The organism is Rhodococcus sp. no. 34 (assembly GCF_054589475.1).
On record NZ_BAAILK010000046.1, the window covers coordinates 883,881 to 907,320 of the forward strand.

21 protein-coding genes and 1 tRNA gene are annotated in these 23,440 nt (G+C 61.8%); 7 read left to right on the forward strand and 15 right to left on the reverse strand.

Annotated features, from left to right (window positions below):
- Positions 1-5: 5 nt before the first annotated feature.
- Complete coding sequence (locus ACYP01_RS25375; RefSeq protein ID WP_459683015.1) at positions 6-785, forward strand: META domain-containing protein; 780 nt, start codon at positions 6-8, stop codon at positions 783-785.
- Positions 786-804: 19 nt separating this feature from the next.
- Here ACYP01_RS25375 and ACYP01_RS25380 read toward each other — a convergent pair whose 3' ends face one another.
- Positions 805-1,359, reverse strand: coding sequence for a nucleosidase (locus ACYP01_RS25380; protein ID WP_459683016.1), 555 nt, complete (start codon positions 1,357-1,359; stop codon positions 805-807).
- 68 nt (positions 1,360-1,427) lie between these two features.
- On the opposite strand from ACYP01_RS25380, the gene nadE reads away from it, so the two are divergent.
- Positions 1,428-2,252, forward strand: coding sequence for an ammonia-dependent NAD(+) synthetase (gene nadE, locus ACYP01_RS25385; RefSeq protein ID WP_459683017.1), 825 nt, complete (start codon positions 1,428-1,430; stop codon positions 2,250-2,252).
- A 25-nt stretch (positions 2,253-2,277) separates the two neighbouring features.
- On the opposite strand, the gene ACYP01_RS25390 is transcribed toward nadE, so the two are convergent.
- The 3 genes from ACYP01_RS25390 to moaA form a co-directional block, all read right to left on the reverse strand.
- Positions 2,278-3,033: a hypothetical protein gene (locus ACYP01_RS25390; RefSeq protein ID WP_003944763.1), complete on the reverse strand. Its 756-nt coding sequence runs from the start codon at positions 3,031-3,033 to the stop codon at positions 2,278-2,280.
- Between the two features lie 314 nt (positions 3,034-3,347).
- Positions 3,348-3,605, reverse strand: coding sequence for a MoaD/ThiS family protein (locus tag ACYP01_RS25395; RefSeq protein WP_003944706.1), 258 nt, complete (start codon positions 3,603-3,605; stop codon positions 3,348-3,350).
- Entirely contained in the window at positions 3,598-4,656 is a 1,059-nt protein-coding gene (gene moaA / locus ACYP01_RS25400) for a GTP 3',8-cyclase MoaA (protein WP_047271625.1), read from the reverse strand. The genes ACYP01_RS25395 and moaA overlap by 8 nt, the downstream gene beginning before the upstream one ends.
- A 111-nt stretch (positions 4,657-4,767) precedes the next feature.
- On the opposite strand from moaA, the gene ACYP01_RS25405 reads away from it, so the two are divergent.
- From ACYP01_RS25405 to ACYP01_RS25420, 4 genes are all read left to right on the forward strand, one after another.
- Positions 4,768-5,970, forward strand: coding sequence for a molybdopterin molybdotransferase MoeA (locus tag ACYP01_RS25405; RefSeq protein ID WP_003944714.1), 1,203 nt, complete (start codon positions 4,768-4,770; stop codon positions 5,968-5,970).
- A 28-nt stretch (positions 5,971-5,998) separates the two neighbouring features.
- The gene (gene moaCB / locus ACYP01_RS25410; protein ID WP_054187785.1) at positions 5,999-6,985 is read left to right on the forward strand and encodes a bifunctional molybdenum cofactor biosynthesis protein MoaC/MoaB; all 987 of its coding nucleotides are present in this window, start codon (positions 5,999-6,001) and stop codon (positions 6,983-6,985) included.
- A complete protein-coding gene (locus tag ACYP01_RS25415) occupies positions 6,978-7,391 on the forward strand; it encodes a molybdenum cofactor biosynthesis protein MoaE (RefSeq protein ID WP_003944730.1) in 414 nt (137 codons plus the stop codon). The genes moaCB and ACYP01_RS25415 overlap by 8 nt, the downstream gene beginning before the upstream one ends.
- Positions 7,392-7,619: 228 nt before the next feature.
- A complete protein-coding gene (locus ACYP01_RS25420; protein ID WP_459683018.1) occupies positions 7,620-9,059 on the forward strand; it encodes a DEAD/DEAH box helicase in 1,440 nt (479 codons plus the stop codon).
- A 14-nt stretch (positions 9,060-9,073) separates the two neighbouring features.
- On the opposite strand, the gene bluB is transcribed toward ACYP01_RS25420, so the two are convergent.
- From bluB to ACYP01_RS25435, 3 genes are all read right to left on the reverse strand, one after another.
- Positions 9,074-9,703, reverse strand: a complete 630-nt coding sequence (bluB, locus tag ACYP01_RS25425) for a 5,6-dimethylbenzimidazole synthase (RefSeq protein WP_007731309.1) — start codon at positions 9,701-9,703, stop codon at positions 9,074-9,076.
- Complete coding sequence (locus tag ACYP01_RS25430) at positions 9,700-10,752, reverse strand: CobW family GTP-binding protein (RefSeq protein WP_459683019.1); 1,053 nt, start codon at positions 10,750-10,752, stop codon at positions 9,700-9,702. Before ACYP01_RS25430 ends, bluB begins: the two co-directional genes overlap by 4 nt.
- An 81-nt stretch (positions 10,753-10,833) precedes the next feature.
- A complete protein-coding gene (locus ACYP01_RS25435) occupies positions 10,834-11,436 on the reverse strand; it encodes a lipocalin family protein (RefSeq protein ID WP_459683020.1) in 603 nt (200 codons plus the stop codon).
- A gap of 178 nt (positions 11,437-11,614) precedes the next feature.
- On the opposite strand from ACYP01_RS25435, the gene ACYP01_RS25440 reads away from it, so the two are divergent.
- Entirely contained in the window at positions 11,615-14,149 is a 2,535-nt protein-coding gene (locus tag ACYP01_RS25440; RefSeq protein ID WP_459683021.1) for an AMP-binding protein, read from the forward strand.
- A gap of 10 nt (positions 14,150-14,159) precedes the next feature.
- Here the strand turns inward: ACYP01_RS25440 and ACYP01_RS25445 are convergent, their stop codons facing one another.
- The 8 genes from ACYP01_RS25445 to ACYP01_RS25480 all read right to left on the reverse strand — a co-directional run bounded on the left by ACYP01_RS25445 (position 14,160) and on the right by ACYP01_RS25480 (position 23,352).
- Positions 14,160-15,203, reverse strand: coding sequence for an NAD(P)/FAD-dependent oxidoreductase (locus tag ACYP01_RS25445; protein WP_459683022.1), 1,044 nt, complete (start codon positions 15,201-15,203; stop codon positions 14,160-14,162).
- Positions 15,204-15,329: 126 nt separating this feature from the next.
- A tRNA-Ala gene (locus ACYP01_RS25450) sits at positions 15,330-15,402 on the reverse strand.
- Between the two features lie 153 nt (positions 15,403-15,555).
- Complete coding sequence (locus tag ACYP01_RS25455; RefSeq protein WP_459683023.1) at positions 15,556-16,839, reverse strand: serine hydrolase domain-containing protein; 1,284 nt, start codon at positions 16,837-16,839, stop codon at positions 15,556-15,558.
- Between the two features lie 69 nt (positions 16,840-16,908).
- On the reverse strand, positions 16,909-18,414 hold the full coding sequence (locus ACYP01_RS25460) for a leucyl aminopeptidase (RefSeq protein ID WP_315873048.1): 1,506 nt from the start codon (positions 18,412-18,414) through the stop codon (positions 16,909-16,911).
- An 82-nt stretch (positions 18,415-18,496) separates the two neighbouring features.
- Positions 18,497-19,651 carry a diaminopropionate ammonia-lyase gene (locus ACYP01_RS25465; RefSeq protein ID WP_459683024.1) on the reverse strand — a complete coding sequence of 385 codons (1,155 nt, stop codon included), beginning with the start codon at positions 19,649-19,651 and terminating at the stop codon, positions 18,497-18,499.
- A gap of 93 nt (positions 19,652-19,744) precedes the next feature.
- Complete coding sequence (locus tag ACYP01_RS25470) at positions 19,745-20,581, reverse strand: M55 family metallopeptidase (RefSeq protein ID WP_459683025.1); 837 nt, start codon at positions 20,579-20,581, stop codon at positions 19,745-19,747.
- A 270-nt stretch (positions 20,582-20,851) separates the two neighbouring features.
- A complete protein-coding gene (locus tag ACYP01_RS25475; protein ID WP_459683026.1) occupies positions 20,852-21,661 on the reverse strand; it encodes an ABC transporter ATP-binding protein in 810 nt (269 codons plus the stop codon).
- Entirely contained in the window at positions 21,658-23,352 is a 1,695-nt protein-coding gene (locus ACYP01_RS25480) for a dipeptide/oligopeptide/nickel ABC transporter permease/ATP-binding protein (protein ID WP_459683027.1), read from the reverse strand. The genes ACYP01_RS25475 and ACYP01_RS25480 overlap by 4 nt, the downstream gene beginning before the upstream one ends.
- Positions 23,353-23,440 lie beyond the last annotated feature (88 nt).

The following is a 23,440-nucleotide window of genomic DNA, read 5'->3' on the forward strand; positions in this document are numbered from 1 at the left end:
AGCCCATGCGCATCGCTGCTGCCGTCATCGGCTTCCTGACCATCGCCGCGGTAAGCGGTTGCTCCGCTTCGTCCGACTCCCCCGAGGACAAGACGGATCCCTCCGGTCGTGTGTTCATCTCGACCTCCGTGGATGGAACACAAATTCCCGGCGGCGGCCCGCTGACTCTCGACTTCAGCCAGGCCGGTCGAGTGTCCGCGAGCGCCGGATGCAACACGGCAAACGGTTCGGTCGAGTTCACCGACGGCAAGCTGACCACCGGCACCATGGCGTCGACCATGATGGGCTGCCCTCCCGGCATCGCCGAATCCGACTCCTGGACAACAACATTGCTGACCGCTGCGCCGGCGTGGAGCCTCGACGGCGACACCCTCGTCCTGACATCGAAGGACGCCACAGTCACCCTGCAGGACAAGAAAATCGTCACGCCGGATCGACCGCTGCAGGGCACGACGTGGACTGTCACGTCCCTCATCAGTCCCGATGCGATCAGTACGAGCCTGGCTCTGGAGACGTCAGCTCCCGAACTGACGATTGCCGCAGACGGTTCGGTCAGCGGGAGCACCGGATGCAATCGCATGACCGGAAGCGCCCAGACGTCCGACACCACAGTCACGTTCACGCCGATGGCAACCACGCGTATGGCTTGCCCCGAGGAGAACATGGACATCGAGCGCCAGATCCTGGCGGTGCTCGACGGCGAAGTGAGCTACACCGTCGACGCCGACACGCTGACCCTGCGCAAGCCGGACGACACCGGATTGATACTGACTGCGGAGGCTTGACCAGACGCTGCAGGCTCGATCAGACGTTGTCGAGCAGCCAGCGCCCCAACTCGCGGGCGCTGGCATCGATCATCGCGGGCCAGTCCAAGGCCGAGTCGTCCGCGTGATCGCTGACGTGTTTGACGAGTCGGCAGGTAGCACCCGCAGCCTGCGCTGCGAATGCGATGGCAAACCCCTCCATGTCGACCAGATCGGCTCGCTGTGCAAGGGCGTCCCGGGTTGCAGCGTCGGCGATGAATGCGTCGCCGGTCGCCAACACCGAGTCGTCACCGCCGGCGAGCACCAAACGGTCCGCGACGTCGTGCCCCAGCGCTCGGATCGCGGTGCTGCTGATGTCGTGATTGATGACGACGCCGGGAACATATAGGCCACCGTGGTGCGCATGCAGCGCACCGGCGGTCCCGATGTTGACGACCAGCGGCAGTTTCTCCCGCTCGTACCGCGCGAGAGCAGAGGCGACTGCTGTTGCAGCACTGACCTTTCCAATCCCCGTGATCAGCAGTTCGTATCCTTGCGGCACATAGGCCGCTTCCGACTTCGTCGCACTGACCACCAGAACGTTGTTCGCACTCATGTGCGCGACCGTACCGCCCTGGATACGGTGGCACTGCACGCGCCTGCTCACATCGCTAGAGTCCATTCATGGCCACACTGCGTGAAAGCATCATCGAAGAACTCGGCACAAAGCCGACAATCGACGCCGCAGCGGAGGTTCGCGCGCGAGTCCAGTTCCTGAAGGACTACGTGCGCTCGACCCCCGCCAAAGGGTTCGTTCTGGGAATCAGCGGCGGTCAGGACAGCACGCTCGCCGGAGCCCTCGCCCAACGCGCGGTCACTGAACTTCGTGAAGAAGGCCACGAGGCCGAGTTCGTCGCCGTTCGACTCCCCTATGGCGCGCAGGCCGACGAATCCGACGCTCAGATCGCGCTCGGCTTCATCAAGCCGGACCGCTCTCTCACGGTCAACGTCAAGCCTGGCGCCGACGCCACGGCCCGTGAGGCCTCCGAGGCGTTGGGGAACGGCGAACTACGCGACTTCGTCCGTGGCAACATCAAGGCGCGCGAACGAATGGTCATTCAGTATGCGATTGCCGGTCAGCTCGGCTACCTCGTGATCGGTACCGACCACGCCGCAGAAGCGATTACCGGCTTCTTCACGAAATTCGGTGACGGCGGTGTCGACATCACGCCGCTCACCGGCTTGAGCAAACGCCAGGGCGCTGCATTGCTGCAGGAATTGGGCGCACCCGAGAGCACGTGGCGCAAGGTGCCGACCGCCGACCTCGAGGACGACCGACCCGCGCTACCCGACGAAGTTGCCCTCGGCGTCACGTACTCACAGATAGACGACTACCTCGAAGGAAAGGACGTTTCCTCCGAGGTAGCCCAGAAGCTCGAGAAGATGTTCACCAACACTCGCCACAAGCGCACGGTGCCGGTCACACCCCTCGATGACTGGTGGAAGTAACTCCTACCAGAGCTCATACCAGCGACTAGCTACCGAACAGGCTGCCGAAGACGTCGCCCAGCGAACCCGTTCCCGAAGCCGGATCCTTCTTCGCGAAGTTGGTGGTGCATCCGTTGAACTGCACTGCATCGACCAGCGTCGACGTGGCGGCGGAACCGGTGCCCACACTGACGCCGTAGTGGTCGACTACCGCGTTCGGGTTCGCGGCGACGATGTCAGCCAAAGGCACTGACACGCGGTCCTTGGCGCCGTCGATGTTCTGAGTGCTCCACCACACGCCCTTCTGGAGATCCGCGTGAACGCCGCCGTCAGCCGTCGGCGTCGCGTCGGGTCCCGGGACCCATACCAGAGTGGTGAATCCGTTCTCGAACTTTCCGCCGGTCGTTCCGGTGAGGCGGAGCTGGAACGCCGCAGTCGGCGTGGCGGCGCGCTCGGCAAAGCCGATCGCCTTGCCGACTGCGTCGGACAGCTTGATACCGCCGGCCGAATGGTAGGAAACCGAACGATCGCCGGTACCGTCGACGGCCAGCTTCAGCGAGCCGTCCTTGTCGAGAACGTTGTCGGCCGAGTACGACGCGGTCTGGTCCTTCTCGTCGGTGAACGGGATGCCCCACCCGTTCGGCGTCGCTTCGGTGGACAGGGTCGAGCACGAGGCTTCCGGCGCAGAAGAGCCGAGAGAACCGGTGGACGGAAGCGCAGTAGCAATTGCCGGAGCGGTGAGTGCAGCTGCCCCGAGGAGCGCTACGACGACTCCGACACGGCGCGTGGAATTAATCGACATTGAAATACCTTTCACATATCCCGAGTGGAATTGCGCCAAAATTAACACATGTCGACAATTACCAACAGCGAAGGTATTTCTTTTGTCATCCAAACAGATGACAATTCACCTTGGCAATTCGAAGTGCATTCGCTCCCCCAAAAGTAGGAGAAACTAAACAAAACGACCAATGCTGGACAATTGACCAACAATGGAGAAAACGGAGATAGATGCCACTTGAGCTGGAGTGATCAAGATATAAATATTTGGACCGGCAAACCGAAAAAGGACAATACGTCGGCAGCCCACAAATAGCCACGCCGGCAATTCTCGGACTAGCCTCCAGCGAAAGGCGGAAGAATATCGACAGCGCTACCGGAGGCTCGAGAGACGTCGCGGGTCAACTCGTCACCGACGAGGAAAGCCGAGACCGACAGCACTCGCTCCATCTCCGGTCCGTATCGCCCGACCAGCACCGCCACCAACTCGGCAAGTGTGTTGTCAGGCGAGATGGCGACTACCTCGCTACGGCAACCGGATACATCCGCTGCAGCAGCAAAGTAACGAACCGAGATCGAATGCGGATCAGCCACCAATCGCTCCCATACTTCTTTCCGGCGGAACGAAGTCCGCGGCGTCGATGCCGTGCCCAGCCCACTTGTTCCACATCGCACCGCGCCACAAATCCGCTAGTTCGTCGTCACTTGCTCCGGCCCTGAGCGCGGCACGCAGATCAACTTCACGGTCACTGAACAGACATGACCGAATTGTTCCCTCTGCGGTCATTCGCGTCCGATCGCATTCACTGCAGAACGAGCGGGTCACGGAAGCGATGATCCCTACCGTCATCGTGGTCCCGTCGACACGCCATTCTTCGGCAGGAGCCGACGGATCTTCACGGCCGATTGCTTCCAATTCGAAACGGCTTCCCAAAACGGACAATAATTCAGCCGCGGTCACCATGTTCTCGCGTGCCCATGCATGGTCTGCGTCCAGAGGCATTTGCTCGATAAAGCGCAATTCGACGCCGGCTTCGAGGCACCACTGCAAAAGATCCGCCGCGCCGTGGAGCGTTTCACGCATCAGCACCGCATTGATCTTCAGTGGCGCGAGCCCGGCAGCAGCTGCCGCTCGAATTCCCGCGAGAACGGACGGCAACCTGTCTCGACGCGTCAATTCAGCGAAATGGGCGCGATCAACCGAATCCAGGGAAACATTCACGCGGGTCAAACCAGCTGCAGCCAGCTTTGCGGCACGATGTTCGAGCCCAACGGCGTTGGTAGTCATGGAAAGTGGAATTCCTGGCACGCGCGCGGCGCACCCCCCGATGATCTTTTCGAGGTCACTACGCATCAGCGGTTCGCCGCCGGTGAATCTCACCTCGCGAATACCGACTCGTTCGACGCCGATTCCGACTACTCGAATGATCTCGTCGGCACTCAGAAGATCTTCCGCAGCGATGGCCGGCAAGCCTTCCTCCGGCATGCAATACGTGCAACGAAGTGAACACTTCTCGGTGATCGAGACTCGCAGATCTCTGGCAACACGCCCGAACCTGTCGACCAGGAGATCCGTCTCGGGACGACCGGCGAGGGAGGCAGCGTCGAACCGCACGGTGGGAATTCCCATCGAGACCACTGTCATCACTTCACCAACTTCCGTATTGCTCCAGTATGACCGAAAGCCGTACTCCGTGTGTCGGACGGACCACACCGCCTAGGATCAAAACATGTCGAGGTTGTCGAGGTTACTGTCATGAGCGCGCGTTCGGTCGAGGAACACGCGTCGCACATCTCCGGATTGCTCACCGGCCTGCACACCCTCTCTCCGACGGCAGTTCCGACGGCAGAAGCGTTGGGGCGCATAACTTGCTCGGATATCGCATCGCCGGTAGACCTGCCACTCTTCCGCAACTCGCAGATGGACGGGTATGCCGTCGATGCTGCTTCTGTGGCCTCGGTTCCGACCACACTGACGGTTCGAGGCGTGATCGCCGCTGGAAGCGGAAAACCACCGAAACACCTTCCAGGATCGGCATTTCGCATCATGACCGGTGCTCCGCTCCCCGAGGGTGCCGACGCCGTTGTTCCGGTCGAGGACACAACGGGTGTCACCGAGCACGTCGTCACGATCGAACGGGGCAGGTCGGTAGGCGAATTCGTACGCGAACGTGGCAGCGACATCACCGCCGGAATGCTACTGGTCACGGCCGGAACGCACTTGGAACCTCGCCATATCGCCGCGCTGAGTGCTGTGGGCCTGGCCTCGCTCGACACCTACACGAAGCCACGGGTCGCGATAATTACGACGGGCGCCGAACTGAAAAGTGCCGGAACAACTCTCGAACCCGGTGAGATCTACGATTCCAACGGTCCAGCTTTGGCAACATTGGCCGAAGCCAACGGCGCCGATGTCGTATCCGTCGCCCGAAGCAGCGACGACCCCGCCGAGTTTCGCGAATTGCTCTCGTACGCAACCTCGGTCGCTGATCTGGTGTTCACCTCCGGCGGAGTGTCCATGGGCGACTTCGAGGTGGTGAAGGAAACTCTCACGCCTCTGGGAGCACACTTCGGCCACGTCGCAATGCAGCCGGGCGGTCCGCAAGGCACTGCAGTGGTGAACGAAGTGCCGGTACTGAGCTTCCCGGGCAACCCGGTGAGCACGATGGTCTCCTTCGAGGTCTTCGCACGGGGCGAACTGCGCCGGGCCGCGGGCCTGCCCGAGATCCCGCGCGAGCGACTCCCGTTGACTGCACCGCTGCGTTCGGTGGACGGCAAGCGGCAGTTCCTGCGGGCACGCAGAACTGCGGACGGAATCGAACTCGTTGCCGGACCCGGATCGCACCTTGTTGCAGCCATGGCGTGGGCCGACGTCCTGATCGACATCCCCGCCGCCGTGACCGAGCTCGGCGCGGGCGATCTCGTCGACGTCGTCCCGCTCTCGACTTCCTCGATCTGATTCACTCGATCTGATTCAAAGGACACTGATGACCGAATTGACACACGTCGACAGCGAGGGCCGAGCGCGCATGGTCGACGTCAGCGCCAAGGCCGAGACGACGCGTATCGCCGTCGCCGCCGGCGAACTCGTCACGACCGCCGAGGTAGTTCGCCTCGTCCGCGCCGACGGCATGCCCAAGGCTGATGTCCTCACCACCGCGCGCATCGCCGGAATCGCCGGTGCGAAGAAGACCTCCGAACTGATCCCGCTGTGTCATCAACTCGCGCTCTCGTCGGTCAAGGTGGAATTCGGGTTCACCGAAACATCGATCACCGTCGAGGCGACGGCGAAGACTCGCGGACAGACCGGCGTCGAGATGGAAGCACTCACCGCCGTCGCGGTAGCCGGCCTGACCTTGCACGACATGGTCAAAGCGGTGGACCCCGGAGCTACCATGAACGGTGTTCGTCTGCTCACCAAAGACGGTGGTAAGCGCGGACATTGGACCCGCGACACTCAGAACGCACAGACAGCTCCGGCGCACACCTTCACCTCGGCACGGTCCGCGACCGTCCTCGTGGCTTCCACCGGCGGTGCGAACGGCACCAGACCCGACACCACCGGACCCACGATCGCGACCTGGCTACGTGAACGGGACTTCGAGGTACGTGGACCGCTTGTGTACGCCGACGCAGACATCGCGGCGGGCATCGCTGACGCCAAGGAGGGCTCCCCGTCACTCGTCATCAGTACCGGCGGCACCGGGGCTTCCCCCACGGATGCCACCCCGGAAGCTACCCGGGCAGTCTTGACCCGTGAGTTGCCCGGCGTCGCAGAAGCGATCCGGACCAAGGGCCTCGAGAAGACACCGCACGCGTCGCTGAGCCGTGGTGTGGCAGGTCTCACAGGTACGACGGTCATCGTCAATCTTCCGGGTTCTCCCGGTGGAGTGAAGGACGGTCTCGCCGTCCTCGGACCCATCATCGATCACCTGCTCGCGCAGGTCGCAGGCGGAGGAGCGCACGATGAGTGAGCTATTGGCTCGGATCTCCGAGCAACCGATTCACGCAGACACCGTCGACGCCGCCGTGGCCGGTCCGAAGAACGGCGCTGTTGTGGTGTTCACGGGAACGGTGCGCAATCACGATGGAGGTCAAGCGGTTTCGGCGTTGGAGTACCAAGCGCATCCGGATGCCGAACGCTTCCTCGAGACGTGCTGCCAAGAGGTTGCGGCCTCGACCGGCCTGCCGGTTGCTGCGATCCATCGCGTCGGTCACCTCGAGATCGGTGATCTCGCACTGGTCGCCGCCGTCGCCGCGCCGCATCGAGCGGAGGCGTTTGCCGCGTGCGCCGAACTGGTGGAGCGCATCAAGCACGAGGTACCGATCTGGAAGCGGCAACACTTCGCGAACGGCGTCTCCGAATGGGTCGGGTTGTAGGTCGAACGCTCCGGGAAGGTAGAGTTGCGATCACTAGGTGCCTGAAATCGGGCATCCAGCGTCGTAGAACGCAAATTTTCTTGCTGAGTGCTCAATGCACCCGCTCTTCTTACGGCGAAGAAGCCTGCCGACCGGCAGCGCCGCCACCACTGTGCTTGATTGTTCGACCGGTTAATTCCCGTGTCGGCATCCGGGCACGAACACGTGCCCGAAAGGCTCTGAACACACTTGTCTGACATCTCTACGCCCGCTACCACCTTCGCAGCCCTCGGTGTGCGCGCACCGCTGGTGAAAGCTCTCGAAGACGGCGGAATCACTTCTCCGTTCCCGATCCAGATCGACACCCTCCCCGACACTCTCTCGGGGCGCGACGTACTGGGCCGCGGAAAGACCGGAAGCGGCAAGACCCTCGCGTTCTCCATCCCCATGGTCTCCCGCCTCGCCGGCGAACTGTCCGGAGGAAAGCGTCGTCCGGGTCGACCGCTCGGCCTGGTCCTCGCACCCACGCGTGAGCTCGCCACCCAGATCACCGCAACCCTCGAACCGTTGGCCGCCGCATACGGCTTGCGCGTGACCACGATCTTCGGTGGTGTCTCGCAGCACCGCCAGGTTCAGGCTCTCAAGGCCGGAGTCGACATCGTCGTCGCCTGCCCCGGTCGCCTCGAAGACCTCATGAAGCAGAAGTTCGTAAGTCTCGACGCCGTCGAGATCACCGTGCTCGACGAGGCCGACCACATGGCCGACCTCGGCTTCCTGCCCGTCGTCACCCGCATCCTCTCGTCCACCCCGCAGGACGGGCAGCGTCTACTGTTCTCGGCAACGCTGGACAACGGCGTCGACAAGCTCGTCAAGCGTTTCCTCAAGAACGAGGTCATGCATTCGGTCGACGAGGCCAACTCCCCCGTCGCCGCAATGACGCACCACGTGTTCGACGTCGACGGCGTCGAAGCCAAGAAGGCTCTGGTCGAGAAGCTCGCTTCCGGTACCGGTCGTCGCATCCTGTTCATGCGCACCAAGCACCAGGCTCGCAAGTTGGCTCGCCAGCTCACCGAGTCGGGCATCCCGTCCGTTGACCTTCACGGCAACCTCTCGCAGGCTGCTCGCGACCGTAACCTGGCGGCATTCTCCGCCGGTGAAGCGCGCGTCCTCGTCGCCACCGACGTCGCAGCGCGTGGCGTCCACGTCGACGACGTCGAGTTGGTCGTCCACGTCGATCCGCCGGCAGAGCACAAGGCTTACCTGCACCGCAGTGGTCGCACCGCTCGAGCAGGCAGCGCCGGCGACGTGGTCACCGTGGTTCTGCCCGAGCAGCGTAAGGATCTCGCGATCCTCATGCGTAAGGCGGCCATCAAGGTGACCCCGGTTCGTTCGACTGCCAACTCCGAGCACGTCGTCAAGTTGGTCGGCGACATCGCACCGCACGTCACGCCGGCTCCGAAGGCTCCGGCCCAGCCGAACGGTGGACGCGGGCAGCGTCCCGCCGGCCAGGGTGGACGCGGCGGCGCAGCACGTTCGGGTCAGGCTCGCTCCGGACAGGGCGGTCAGTCACGCGGTGCTCGCACCGGCGGAGCTGCCCGTCAGGAACATGCCGGTGGTGGCGCTCGCCGTCCCCGCACCGGCGGCGGCGCTCGCACCGCAGGCTCCACCGGTGGCCGTCCCGCACGCTAGGCCCCCGGTACAACTCAATAGGTTTCGTAGTGGACAGCGTCGGCCAATGGCCGGCGCTGTCGCCATCCGAAGCGTTCGAGATCCGGAACCTGTTGAAACTCGGTCACCTTCCCGACGCACAGCCACGCAATGGGGCGAACGGGTGACGGAATGCCCATGAGTTCGGTGAGGTACTTCTCGTCGTAGAACGAAACCCAGCCGATGCCGATCTCCTCGGCTACCGCGGCGAGCCACAAATTCTGAATTGCCAGTACCGCCGAGAACAGCCCGGTGTCGTCGACGGTATGACGGCCGAGGATGTTCGGGCCACCGCGCGACGGGTCGTAAGTGACGACGATGCCGGTACCACTCTCGGCGATTCCCTCGATCTTGATGGGGTCGAACGTCGAGCGGCGATCCTCGGGCAAGGACTGCGCGAATTTCACCCGGGCATCGGCGACGTGTGCCGCGAAGGTGTCGAGCGTCTCCGGATTACGAACGACGACAAAATCCCACGGTTGCGTGTTTCCCACGCTCGGCGCGCGATGGGCGGCGTCGAGAATGCGCATCAGAGTTTCGTCGGGGACGATCTCTCCCGAGAACTCGGCGCGAACGTCTCGGCGTCGCCGAATCGCTTCGTACACGGATACAGCTGATTCACTCACGCCCCGACGGTATAGCGGTGCAATCCCAGCATGGCGTCGGGGTGCGGTTCGACCGTTTCTTCGCGCATGCAGGCGCGGAGCGCGCTGCCGACCGCCCCCGAATCCATCCCGGTGCCGATCACGACCAGTTGCGTGGTTCGAGGTTCGCCCGACTTCCATCGCAGCGGCGTGATCCGGACATGATCACCCACCGATTGGATCTCGAATTTTCCTGTGTAGCCCGGAATCTCGAAGTTCACGAAGCCCTTGATGCGGTAAACACCCGACGGCTGATTCTCGAGAAAGTGCGTCAGAGCCCTGGCATCGAGAGGCGTCTCCGATGCGAAATCAACCGATTCGTAGCGGTGGTGCAGGTGATCGTGGTGACACGAGCCGTCCTCGTGATCGTCGTCGTGCCCGTCGCGCAGGAGCTCGTCGAGGCTCAGTTGATCGCCCGGAGCCGGAGGGGTCACCTCGCCGGTATCGAACAACAGAGCGGGGTCTATCCGCGAGTGCGAGGTTTCCACCATCGGCGTTCGCGGATTCAACTTACGAATTTCGGTCGTGAATCGCTCGCGTTCGGCGACCGGAACGCTGTCGATCTTGTTGACTACCACCAGGTCTGCCAGGCGGACATGTTGATCGAGCTCGGGATGTTCGCGGCGAACGGTGGAGAAATTGGCTCCGTCGACCAGGACCACCAGGCCGCCGTAGACGACAGACGGGTTCTCACTTCCGAGGACGAGTCGAATCATGTTCCGCGGCTCGGCAAGCCCGCTGGCCTCGATGACGATCACGTCGATCCCGGACTGCCGGTGCGCCAACTTGTTCAGCATCTCGTCCATGTCCGAGACGTCGACAGCGCAGCACAAACAGCCGTTGCTGAGAGAGACCATCGAATCGACCTGACCGGCGACCATCATCGAGTCGATGTTGACGGAGCCGAAGTCGTTGACGATCACGCCGATGCGTACACCGTCGTTGTTACGCAGAAGATGGTTGAGCAGCGTCGTCTTGCCCGAACCGAGAAAGCCTGCGACGACTATTACGGGAATCTGCTTCTTCGCCACCACACAACCTTCCGAAACCACACGTACCGATCAGTGATCGTAGTGGAGTGTGGCTCCGGAAGGTTCACGCTGACAGCAGACTCACACCGTGCAGAGCGGACGGATGTCCGACGTGCCCTCGGTGGTCGGTGACGTCAGGATCGTGCATGCGTTGTATCCACGGGATTCGGCGACCCGGCGGATCTCACTCCAGCCTGCCGCGTCGACGACCGCCGACCGTGAGAGCACGAACCCGGAAAGCCTGAGCGGATCGCCCACCAGTGCCCACGAATAGTCGTCGGCAATGTAGGTGACGATGTAGTTGGGTGGGCCGTCCAAGCTTTCCTGTGAGGGCACCCCGGGGAAGCTCACATGCAACTGGGCACCCGTTGCTGGATCGGTAACTCGGGCATTCCCGACGATCTCGTTGGCTTGACCGGTCCACGTCGTACACGTGTTCTTCACGCTCACGTTCGTGGAATCGACAATCCCGTAACTCGCCCGGGTGTCCTTCGCGCACGCGAGGTTGAAGGGCTGAGGAATCGCCGCCACCTGGTTCCATTCCCCTACGTAGCGCGCGACGTCCAGGTTCGCCACCGGCTGCAAGGGTTCCCAGATTGGGCTCGCCTGCGCGGTTCCCGAAAACATCGTCACTGCGGCGCACACTCCCGCAATCGCAATCGCACTTCGCCCCGACCACTTCATGTCACTGCTCCTCGTCTGTACAACGCTCGATCGGCATTGGTTCCTCAAGGCATTCGGAGCTGCCGGACTGGAGGATGGGGCGGTATGTAAAACTACTTTTGGTTTGTTATGGACCTACTTCACAAACCTTATGTAGTCTTTGCTAAAAGATAGCTGAAAGTCGGACGGAGCTACTGTGATGAAGGTTGTCGACTTAGGTCTAGAACGCACTCGCTATGCAGTCATCGACGAGACGATCGAGTCGAGGTGGCGCCGAGTCACCTCTATGCAGCACGACGCCGTTGCCGTCGTGACTCCGCGCGACCGGATCACTTTCGCCGAACTCGAACTCCGAACCGACGCATTGGTCCGCGAACTTCGCCTACGTGGGTCACACGGGGCACGCCCGGTTGCGGTCGATCTCGAACCAACGGCCGAGTCGGTGCCCGCCATCCTCGCCACTCTGATTTCCGGTCGGCCCTTGGTCATGATCGACCCACAACTCCCCGAGGCCCGCCGAGCGCACATCATGAGCACCTCGGGCGCCGTCGCGCTGCAGTCGATACTCGACGAGTCTGCTGCGACGGGCTTCAGATTCGACAGCGCGCTGGAACCATCGAGTTCCGACCCTGCCATGATCGCGTTCACGTCAGGCACCAGCGGGGCACCCAAGGGAGTCGTGTTGAGCCACTCCATGTGCCTGAACAAGGCCGACGAACTTGCCGCAGCAATCGACCTGCGACCCGATGATCACATCGGGAACCTGTTGCCCGTCAGTTTCGGAGCCGGAATCACGGCCCTGATCATGGGCCTGATGAACGGAGTCACGGTCTTCTGCTGGGATCCACGTATCGACGGCGTCTCGGGAATCGACGACTGGCTGATCGAGAATTCGATCACGACCACGCACTGTGCACCGTCCTTTCTGCGGGCGTGGTCGGATCTCGATTGCGATGCAGCAAATGATGATTCGATCGGTTCCCTACGCGTCGTCGTAACGTACGGAGAAGCAGTTCACGGCGAGGACTACGCGCGCCATCGCAGTCACGGCTTCGCTCGCGTCACGTACGTCAACTGGCTGGCCACCACCGAGACCGGTGTCGTCGCGTACAACGCGTTCCCACCACATTCCGAACTACCCGTCGGAGTGGTGCCGGCCGGACGTGCTCGCGACGGCAAGGACGTACAGATCGTCGATGTGAACGGCGTGCCTCTCCCCGACGGAGAGATCGGAGAGATTCAGGTTGTCTCCAGTGATCTTGCCGACGGATACCACGGCGACCCGGATCGAACTGCAACACGATTCACGCGCCTGGGCGACGGAGTGAGCATCTACCGGACCGGTGACCGGGGCCGCATCGACGAACGCGGAGAACTGCAACTTCGGGGACGCGTCGACGACGCCGTCAAGATTCGGGGCTACCTGGTGGAACCGATGGAAGTCGAGGCGCATATTCGTCGAATTCCCGGCGTCGCCGATGTTTTCGTGGCCGTCGTCCTCGAGAACGATCGACCGGAGATCGTCGCCTACGTGGTCCTGACCAAAGCCGTGATGGCACGGTCGGGCGCCGAGATGCGGCGCGAATTGGCGACATATCTGCCGGTCTGGATGCTCCCCCGACATTTTGTTCTGATGCCGGCGTTGCCCCGCAACGAAAGAGGAAAGGTCGATCGAACAGCGCTGCCCTCCGTCGAGGTGCGGTCCACTCCACCGACTCTCGCCGGGCCCGCCGAATTGTGGTTGTCCTCGATCTGGGAGTCGATTCTCGGCATCGACTCCATCGACCGTGAGGACGACTTCTTCGAACTCGGCGGCGATTCGCTTGCTTCAACCGAAGTGGTGGCAAAGATTCACGACATGTTCCGGATCCGGATCACGGCGGCGGAGTTCGCGGCCGCCAGTACCGTCAAAGACCTTGCAGCGCTGGTGGATCGGCGCAGAATCGATCCCGATGATCGCGTCTGTCACAACACGATGGTGCCACTGAAGCTCGAAGGGTCCGGGCGACCGCTGTTCATCATGAACGGAGCGGGGTGCCCATCGACGACGCTGTCCACCTTGTCGAAAGCGCTTCACACCAATCGGCCGGTTTACGCACTTCAGCCACACGGCTTCGAATCTCGCGGACTACCCGACCGGTCGGTGAAAGCAAGCGCCCGCCGTTTCATATTCGAAATCAAGAAGATTCAGCCCACCGGGCCATACCTCCTCGCCGGATACTCGTACGGCGGCTACGTGGCGCTGGAAATGGCGACACAGCTGTCCGAGTCAGGTGACACTGTCGAACACGTCACCGTTCTCGACACCAGAATCTCCACCGAGGCTGCCGCACGACTGGCCGGTCGAGCGGGCATCAGTTTGGATCCGTCGATCGTCGACCTCGCACCACAACCATCCACCAATGCCCGCTGGAAGCCGACCAGGCGCACCGTCGCGGCGATGTGGATCCGCACGCTGTTCGCCGGCATTCTGCAGTACCCGCCGGCCACCCAGTGGACCGTGTTCCTCTACATCGGAGGCCAGGCGCTCCGGAAGCATCGGATACGAGCATGCGCCGCGCCCGTCACCGTGATCCGTGGAGCCACCAACAACCGTGGACGCGAGATCTGGTCACTCATTGCCACGGGCTCACTCGATTTCGACGACGTCGACGCGTGCCACGAAGACGTCGTCCGCCAACCGTACGTCCGCAAGACTGCGGCGATCATCGATCGAGTCTGTGATCGAGCGTGACCAGCGCTGCTCATGTCCAGCTGTAGAAGAAAGAGCGGCGCGGAGTGAGTGCCCACTCGGTCGTCGACGAACACACTCGTTCCTTGACGAACGCACCCGCCCTGCCTGCGATGAACATGCCCGCTGCGTCGTCGACACGAGTGGTCCGCTGGAACACACCTCGCCGCCTCCCGAGACTGATGCACCGGCCTGCGAACTTCGGAGCCACCGGGCGCGGCGCGGAACCTTCGAGTCGATGCAGGATCGTCTCGGCCGCATGGACTCCCAAGGGAATCGCAGCCTGACAACTCATCCTCAGTGAAAGATCACCGACTGCGACCGCATCACCCGCACCGACGATGTTGGGGTGGGACGAGCATTCGAGTCGGTCGTCGACCTTCAGACGACCGAGACCGTCGACGGGAAGGCCACTTCGGCGCGCCAGATCGGGGACCCCGAATTCTGTCGCGAGAATCGTGCAATCTGCCTCCACCCGTGCGCCTCCCGCAAGCTCGCAGGACGAACCGTCGATCCGCGTCACCCGGGATTCGGTGACGATGTCGACCCCAAGATCGGTCAATGTTCTGAGAATTGCAGATCGCGCACGCTCTGACAGATCCGGGGCCACGATTCCTCCGGTCACCAAAGTGATTCGGCTGCTACGCTGCTCAGCCAATTCTGCGGCAGTCTCGATTCCGGTGAGACCGCCGCCAACAACGCAGACCGTAGCCTTCCCGTCGAGTGTCGCCAGTCTGGATTCGAGGCGAACCGCGTCCTCGAATTCGGAGACGCTGAACCCGTGCTCCGCCGCCCCGCCGATAGTGCTGGGTAACTGCCCACTTCCGACTGCGTAGACCAGATAGTCGTAGTCGAGCACACTGCCGTCGTCGAGGGTAAGCCTGCCGAGCCCCGCCTCGATCGTCGTCACCTCTCCGAAGACTCGGTGTGCCGCACGCGGTAGCGCCCTGTCGAACGAGACCGTCGCGTCGTAGCCAGCCGCGATCATCTGATGGAGCCGCTTCGCTGCCATGGCGCCCGCATATCCTGCACCGATCACCACCACGTGTGCGCGCACGATTCCCCATTCCGTCGCTGGTCTCTGTACCGAGATGCACGGGCCGATCAGGCCTCACAGCGGACAGTATTGCGCACGAAAACAACAAATGCTCTGCACCGATTGGTGCAGAGCATTTGTTTTGGGTGGAGCTAAGGGGACTCGAACCCCTGACCCCCACACTGCCAGTGTGGTGCGCTACCAGCTGCGCCATAGCCCCGTATTGAATTAACTCTTACAGTCGAACTTGCAGCGGCTTTTCTGCTTTCCGCTTGCTCGAAGAAAGTTACACCATTTGGCTCCTGGGCAACAAATCGCCTGCTCAGTGACCATCGGGTGCGGACACCCGCTCACTGCGTCCGCACCCGTTCGATCACTCGTAGACGTTGCCTGGGCTGATCAACTGAGTGATCGGCGTGAGGAGAGAGCCGACGAGGTTGGTGTTCTCACCACTGACGTCGGAGTTGACCATCACAACAAGGGTCATGTCCTTCTCCGGGAGATACACGGCCACGGTCTTGTACCCGGGCAGGCTCCCGTTGTGACCAATCCACCCGTTGATGTTGAAGATGCCGAGTCCGTAACCGGATCCGTCCTCGCCCGCTTCGAGCGAGACCGTTCGCAGGCGTTCGCGCTGCGTCTCGGGCTTCAGCAATGTCCCTTTGGCAACCGCAGGCACCCAGATCCTCATGTCCGCGAGGTTCGATGTCATCGCGCCCGCTGCCCACCCCCAGGAAGGGTTCCAGTCAGTTGCCGTGACGACACTGCCGTCGGTTGTCTGATCGGTGTACCCCTGAGCGTGCGGACTCGGGAACTCGTTTGATACGGGCAACACCGTGTGCGACATACCCAACGGATCGGTCACCTTCGACTTGATCACCTCACGCAGAGGTTTGCCAGTTACCTTTTCCACCACCAAACCGAGTAGCACGGTATTCGTATTCGAGTACGAAACCTCAGTACCCGGTCGAAACTTCAAAGGCATTCCGTCGATGTACGACAGCAACTGCTCCGGACTCAACGGCGCTCGTGGATCTACCAGAAAATCCGTGACGAACTGCTCGTTCTCCGTGTAGTCGACTAGTCCACTCTGCATCCCGGCCAGGTGACGCAGAGTGATGTTGTCACCTTCCGCAACTCCGCCGATGTAGCGCGAGATCGGATCATCGAGGCCGACCTTCGATTCGTCGACCAGTTGCAACAACGCCGTAACTGTGAATGTCTTTGTCACACTGCCGATTCGATGATAGATGTCCGATTTCATCGGTTCTGACGTGCTTGTATCGGCAACGCCGGTCGCCCGAACATAGCTCCCCTCCGAACTCCAGAGACCCACGATCGCGCCGGGAATCCCGGCGCCGTCCACGGCGCCCGCAAGCAAGGCATCGAGTTTCGCCGTCAAGGCGGGTTCGAGAGGTCTGTCAGGCGAAGACGAACCCGCCGACGACGATCCGGTATCGATCGACCCTGGCGACGCCGTGCTCGAGCCGGAACTGCAAGCAATTGAGGCGCCCGCAACAAGGGCTGCACACACGGCAAGCGAGAAAAATCTCGACCTGCGAGCCTTTCGATCACGTTGAGTGTTGTACACAGTTACTTCCTCTCGAAATCGATGAACTTTCACGTAACAATGTTGTCGCTCAATTAATTCGGCCACATCGTCTTCACGTCCATCTGGACTGGTACTCAGGTACCAGAGATCCCGGCACCCTGGTACCAGGGCACTTCAGCCATGGCGCGCAATATCTTCGACAACGGCGAAAAGAGTTCGGACCGGAACGCCAGTTCCGCCCATTCCGTTGTACCCCCAAGGCTTTCCGATGTTGTAGGCCGGACCGTCGATATCGACGTGTGCCCACTGAACCGATGACGTGACGAACTCTCGCAGAAAAAGTCCTGCAACTAGCATGCCCCCTTCACGTTGTGGGGCAATGTTTTTGATATCGGCTACGTTGGATTCGAGAACCTCACGCAGTTCTTCGGGCAACGGCATCGCCCACGCGCGCTCCCCGACTTCGAGGCCGATTGCTGCTACCCGATCGCGGAACTCGGCGGTCCCCATCACCCCCGACGTTCGGCTCCCCAGCGCGACGGTCTGCGCACCGGTCAGGGTGGCAACGTCGATGAGGTAATCCGGCTCGTCTTCGCAGGCGCGCACAATCGCGTCGGCAAGCACGAGTCGTCCTTCGGCGTCGGTATCGACGACTTCGACGGTCGTCCCGCCGTACTGAGTCACGACGTCACCCGGACGTTGCGCCGATCCCGACGGCATGTTCTCCGCCATCGGTGCGTAGACGATCACGTTGACCGGCACAGCAAGTTCTGCGGCGAGTATGCAAGTGAACAGGACAGCTGCGGCGCCGGCCATGTCGGAAGTCATATGTTCCATGCCGACTGCCGCTTTAATCGAAATTCCGCCGGTGTCGAACGTAATTCCCTTGCCGACCAGAGCGACCGTCGGCGCTTCGGCGACCGCGCACGAGTAGTGCATGCGGACCAGTCTGGGCGGCCTGGCCGAGCCTTGTCCGACTCCGAGAATCCCGCCGAATCCTCCTTGAAGAAGATCTGATTCGTCGAGCACCTGCACGACTAGGCCCGACCCCTCGGTGCGATCCTGCACCCGCCGCGCAAACTCCTCGGGGTACAGGAGGTTTGGCGGAGTGTTGACCAGCTGACGGACCGAGGTCACCGCGTCGACGAGGGCCACCGATCGGCGAAGCACGCTCAGAAGACTTTCGCACAACGGGGTTGTCACCACGAGGAGGATCGTCGACAGCGGACAGCTGCCCACCCTGTCGGGTCGATCGGCCTTGTGAGCATCGAAGGAAAACGCGCCGAGCGCCAGACCCTCAGCGGTGGCGGCGAGATCGAGCAGGGACATTGTGCACACCACGGATTCGACTCCGCTCAGTGTGCGCGCAGCAGCACCCGCAGACTTGCGTATCTGCTCGTCGTCGACTGCGAGTTGCTCGCCTAGTCCCACGGCCACCACACTGCGAACGCCTGTCTCCGAGGGTGCTGGAATTCGCGTGACCTCTTCAGGTTTCCCGGTAGCGCCCACAGCGGACAGAAGTGCAGCCAACTCGGCGGCGGTTCGCGCGTCGACGCCTATTCCTGGCGCGGCGATCACCGGCCCGGCCGGATCCTGGTAGATCCCGACAATCAGCACTTCGGCCGGGTGATTAATACGGTCGGTCAATACAAGGACAGACCCATCGCGCAAGGTCAGCATCGTGCAGCCCCGGTGGGGCGTGGTCCTCGAAGCGCCCGTCCCGCTGGTTCGACAGTTGGAGTCACGGCACCATCCGAGGTGATCACGAGGGCACAACGCCCACTGTGACGATCGGAGCCGGGAGCGGATTCGCAGCACTTCCTTCCGTGCTGAACAAAAGCACGACAGCGTCACTAGGCACCAACGTCTGTGCCCGCCTTGCCGGATCGATCAACACGCGCCTGGCCCCGGCTAGAGTCGCTGCACCGCAGGGCCCTGCATCGACCCCGAGCTCGGCAAATCGACCTACGCCGGCGACCGACTCGTCCTCGGATACAGTCACGGCGGCATCGACCCCGGCAAGGAGCGACGGCCACGCCACCGCTGACGGTGTGCCGCAGTTCAGGCCGGCCATGATCGTGTCGGTGGTCGGCACCGACACGCTTCTCCCGGCGTGAAGTGATGCGACCAGAGCAGGCGCGCGTTCCGCTTCGACGGTGAGTATCACCGGAGGATGCGGAATCGAGCGGTAATGCCTCACCGCGGCCTGCGCCAGCGATCCGACCCCGACGGGGACAACCACCATGTCGATACGGTCGATTCCCACCGCGAGTAGCTGTTCGTCAGCTTCCGCGAAGAGAGTCGAATATCCCTCGACGATCCAGCGTGGCACCTCTTCGTACCCAGGCCATGCCGTGTCCTGGATCAGGACGGCACCCGATCCCTCGCTTTGCGCGGATTCCGATGCAGCCGCTACAAGTTCGTCGTAAGACGTGTCCGTCTCCACCGTTTCCGCGCCTTCCTCCGCGATTGCATCCTTGGCAGCAACTGTCAAGGACGCCGGATAGAAGATCCGAGCGGGTAGACCGAGGTCACGAGCGACATGAGCGACCGCACGTCCGTGATTTCCATCCGTCGCGGCAACAAGTCGCACGGATTCGTCTACCAGTCGATCTCGCAACTCGCGCAGGGGCAATGCCTCGTCTGCGTATCCGAATCGCCGAGACAATGCCCTCGATATTGCGTAGGAAGCACCGAGGATCTTGAAAGCTGGGAGTCCAAGTCTCGAGGACTCGTCCTTGACGAAGACCTTGCTGACGTTCAATTCATGTGCCAGCGAAGAGATTTCGACGAGCGGCGTCGGAAGGTAACCGGGCAGACCACGATGAAAGGTATGGGCGTCACCGCCCAACTGCGTAGTTCGCCATGCGCGGGCGCCGGGGTTCATGTACCAGGACAGATCTTCAGTTGCAGTCATGAGTTCCATACTTTCGGGGAGTTCGATGGAGGAACAGCGCAAATATCCGTCGAAGTGAGTTCGTCGAAGTCGACGGATCCACTACGCGGTCAATCACATCCACTTGGTCAAGCTCCTCAAGCCTGACGACGCCATCTGTGCGTTCACCGTGATCAATCCCAGAATGTCTTCGACGTTCCCGAGTCGATGAGCGACCGCACGATCAGAAGTCCGTCGCGAGCCGGGAACTCCTTCCGCCAACTCGGCGCTTGTAGTCGTAGGATGAACGATCTCGAGCACCCACTCGTCTCTCAATTCCACAGGCTTCAACGAATCAGCTTTTCGCACAGCACGCTGCGCGCCCTCGCGAATCTTCTCGCGTGCGAGTTTCGGAGGAAGCGAATTCGTGGCCGACCACCCGTGTGCAGTCTTGACCACTACAGTCTCGGTAGTCGGTGAAGCTGCGTCGACCAAACCGCAGATGATGTCGTCTCCGGTGACGAGTCCTACCGGCACACTCTGAGTCGCGGCGTACAGCGTGTTGATGTCAGTTTCCGAGACGGTGCGGCCATCCAGGCGCACGTCTGCGAACAAGCTCGAAAAGGTATGGGCGAGAAGGCCGGGGCCACCAGCGGGCGCGTGATACCCGATGAAGAGAGCGACATCGTGTTCAGTCGTGAGCCCCTCCGCCATACATTGCATCTTCGGCGAACCGAAGACCAGGCGGGCTCGGGGGTCCAAGTCCGCCTGCAGTAGGTTGTCCATCGAACCGTGACTGTCGTTGACGACGACAGCCGTCGCTCCGGCGTCGAATGCCCCTGCTATCGCAGCGTTGGTCTCCTCCGTCATGAGCACTTGCGCCCGCGCATAGCCGGTACCACCGCGCACGGTCTGGTCCAAGGTGGCAATCCCCGCGATTCCCTCCATGTCGACGGAAATGTAAACGTGCATTCTCAGCCTCCTGTTGAATGGTCATGGGCCGAACCCATCTACACCACTCTGCTGAATCAGAAGATTGAAATCTTGTTCGTGACAAACGACTTCGGCTCGAAATTAGTGTCTCGCTACGAAACCCTCGACGCCGTCGAACCAGAGACGACGATTCCCCGCCGTCGGAACGGCGGGGAATCCCTCATCCGCGACTGCCCAATGTTCTACGGGAATCGCGAGCCTGTTTTCACTCGAGATCGGTGTCGTTCCCGCGCTGTCCCACAACGCGGTTCACGATGTCGAGCCACCTCTGGGTGTGAGCGGGACACCGAAACGCGGTACAGCGCTGATGAGTTCACGCGTGTATGCGTGCTGAGGCCGTTCGAGCACGTCGAGTACCGGTCCATGCTCGACGATGACGCCGCCACTCATCACAGCGACCCCGTCACACACCTGCCGAACGACTGCGAGATTGTGACTGATGAACAGCACCGTCAGAGAATGACTCCGCTGGATGTCCATCAGGAGATTGAGAACCGCACCCTGGACGGAAACATCAAGAGCCGAGGTGATTTCGTCCGCAAGCAACACAGCCGGTTCTGCTGCAAGTGCCCGAGCTATGGCAACACGCTGACGTTGGCCACCGGACAATCCTCCCGGTAACGAGGCCGCCCGGCCAGGATCCAGGCTGACCATCGACAGCAACTCGTCGGTGCGCGCTTTCCTTTCACGACTGCTCGATCGACTACCCGTCCTGCGCTCGGCAACGGTCAGAGCCTCGTCGATCGACGCTCCGATCGTCATGCGCGGGTCCAGACACGAGAACGGATCCTGAAATACCATCTGGATAGTTTGACGAAGTCGGGCATTACTCCCCCGCGCACGAACAATGTCGACGCCGTCGAGAAGAATCTGACCCGACGACGGTTCGTGCAATCCGACCGCTGCCCGTGCGATCGTGGATTTACCCGAACCGGACTCACCTACGAGGCCGACCACGGTCCCGGTCGGCACGAGCAGGTCAACCTGGCGAACTGCCGGCGTGGCACTGCGCCCACTGCCGAAAGAAACTGAAAGATCACGAAATTCGAGCGTGCTCACAACGGTACCGCCTCGGGTTCGAACTCGAAGACGGCGTCTTCCGAGATAGTGGCAAACGCGGACCCCGGTACTGCATCCATGTTCGGAACGGCGTCGAGCAGCGCGCGGGTATATGGATGGCGTGCGGCGCCGGCAACCAGATCGACTACGGCGATGTCCTCCACGATGCATCCGCGATACATCACCAGAACCCGAGAACACAGTGCCGTCACGACGGCAATATCGTGCGACACCAGAAGAATTGCCGATTCTTCCTGCTGATTGATCGATTGAAGGAGGGTCAGGACTTCACGCTGAACGGTCACATCGAGGGCCGTCGTCGGCTCGTCGGCCACAATCAGTGCAGGCGCGCCCATCAGTCCCATCGCAATCATCGCGCGTTGGCGCATCCCACCAGAGAATTCATGTGGATACTGATTCGCACGCCGTTCGGGATCGCTGATCCGTACTGCCGCCAGCCGCTCGACGGCTCGGGCAAGAGCGGTTCTCCGGTTCATCTTTTGATGCAGAATCGCGGACTCTGCAACCTGAGGGCCAACTTTCACCGCAGGATTCAGCGAAGTAGACGGGTCCTGGAATACCATCGCCAAACGTGTTCCGAGTTGGTGTGCTAATCGCGCCGATTTTGTCTTGTTCGGCACGCGGCCGTTCTGGCTGAGCTCGGTGCCGTCGAAGCGCACCGAATTACAGGTGACGGTCAGCGGATCCTCGAGTAGACCCGCGACAGCCATACATGTCAGGGATTTCCCGGAGCCGGATTCCCCGACTATGCCGACGATTTCGCCGCGGCGAATATCGAAACTGACACCCTTGACCAACTCGTTCCAATTGTCGCCTCGAGGCGCCGACACGACAAGGTTCCGCACCCTCAAAACTATTTCATCCCGCACTTCCACATCGCCGACAACCTCGATCGGATCCATAGGCTCCGAGTACCTGGGTCGCCTGCCGATTATCGAATCGATTCCGTATGCGCGAGCCAGAGTCTCACCCAACAGCGTGAAAACGAGCCCGGCTATTATCACGGCCGCGGCCGGTGCCAATGCGGTTGCCGGATTGACGTAGATCTTGCTCAGGCCTTCATTGAGCAACCTTCCCCAATCTGCATCGGGTGCTTGCACTCCGAGACCGAGGAACGAGAGCCCGGCAAACGCAATCAAGGATCCGCCTGCGCTGATACTGGCATTCACGATCAGGGGCTCTCGGACATTCGGCAGGATGTGCCGCAGCAGAATCTTTGTCCGAGAGACACCGAGGGTCGCTGCTGCAGAGATGAAATCACGACCGGCGACCGACGCCGACATCGTTTGCGCCAATCGGGCATACGCCGGGACCATGGCGAATCCGATAGCCAACACTGCTCCTGTCGCATTCGCCCCGATCGAAATCGAAAACACGATGGTCAGCAACAACGCCGGGAATGCCAGTGCGATGCCGGTGCTGCTGGTGACGAAGGCTGCGGTGCGAACGGGCAGAACTGCGGGCAGAAATCCGAACAGGACACCGAGAACGACGCCGATCGCCGTCGCGCACAACGCCATCACGACCGACAACCGCGCAGCGGTCATCACCCGCGCCAGCACGTCGCGGCCGGCAGCATCGGTTCCGAACCAGTGTTCCGAGCTGGGCTTCGCCGAGAGTGCCATGAGATCAGTGGCCGTCGACGCCTCACCCCAGATCAGTGGTCCCACCGCCGCTAGGCTCACGACCACACTCACACCGACCATTGCAGATATCCCGAGCGGCGACCTGAACACCGCTCTGAACCGCGAGGTCGAA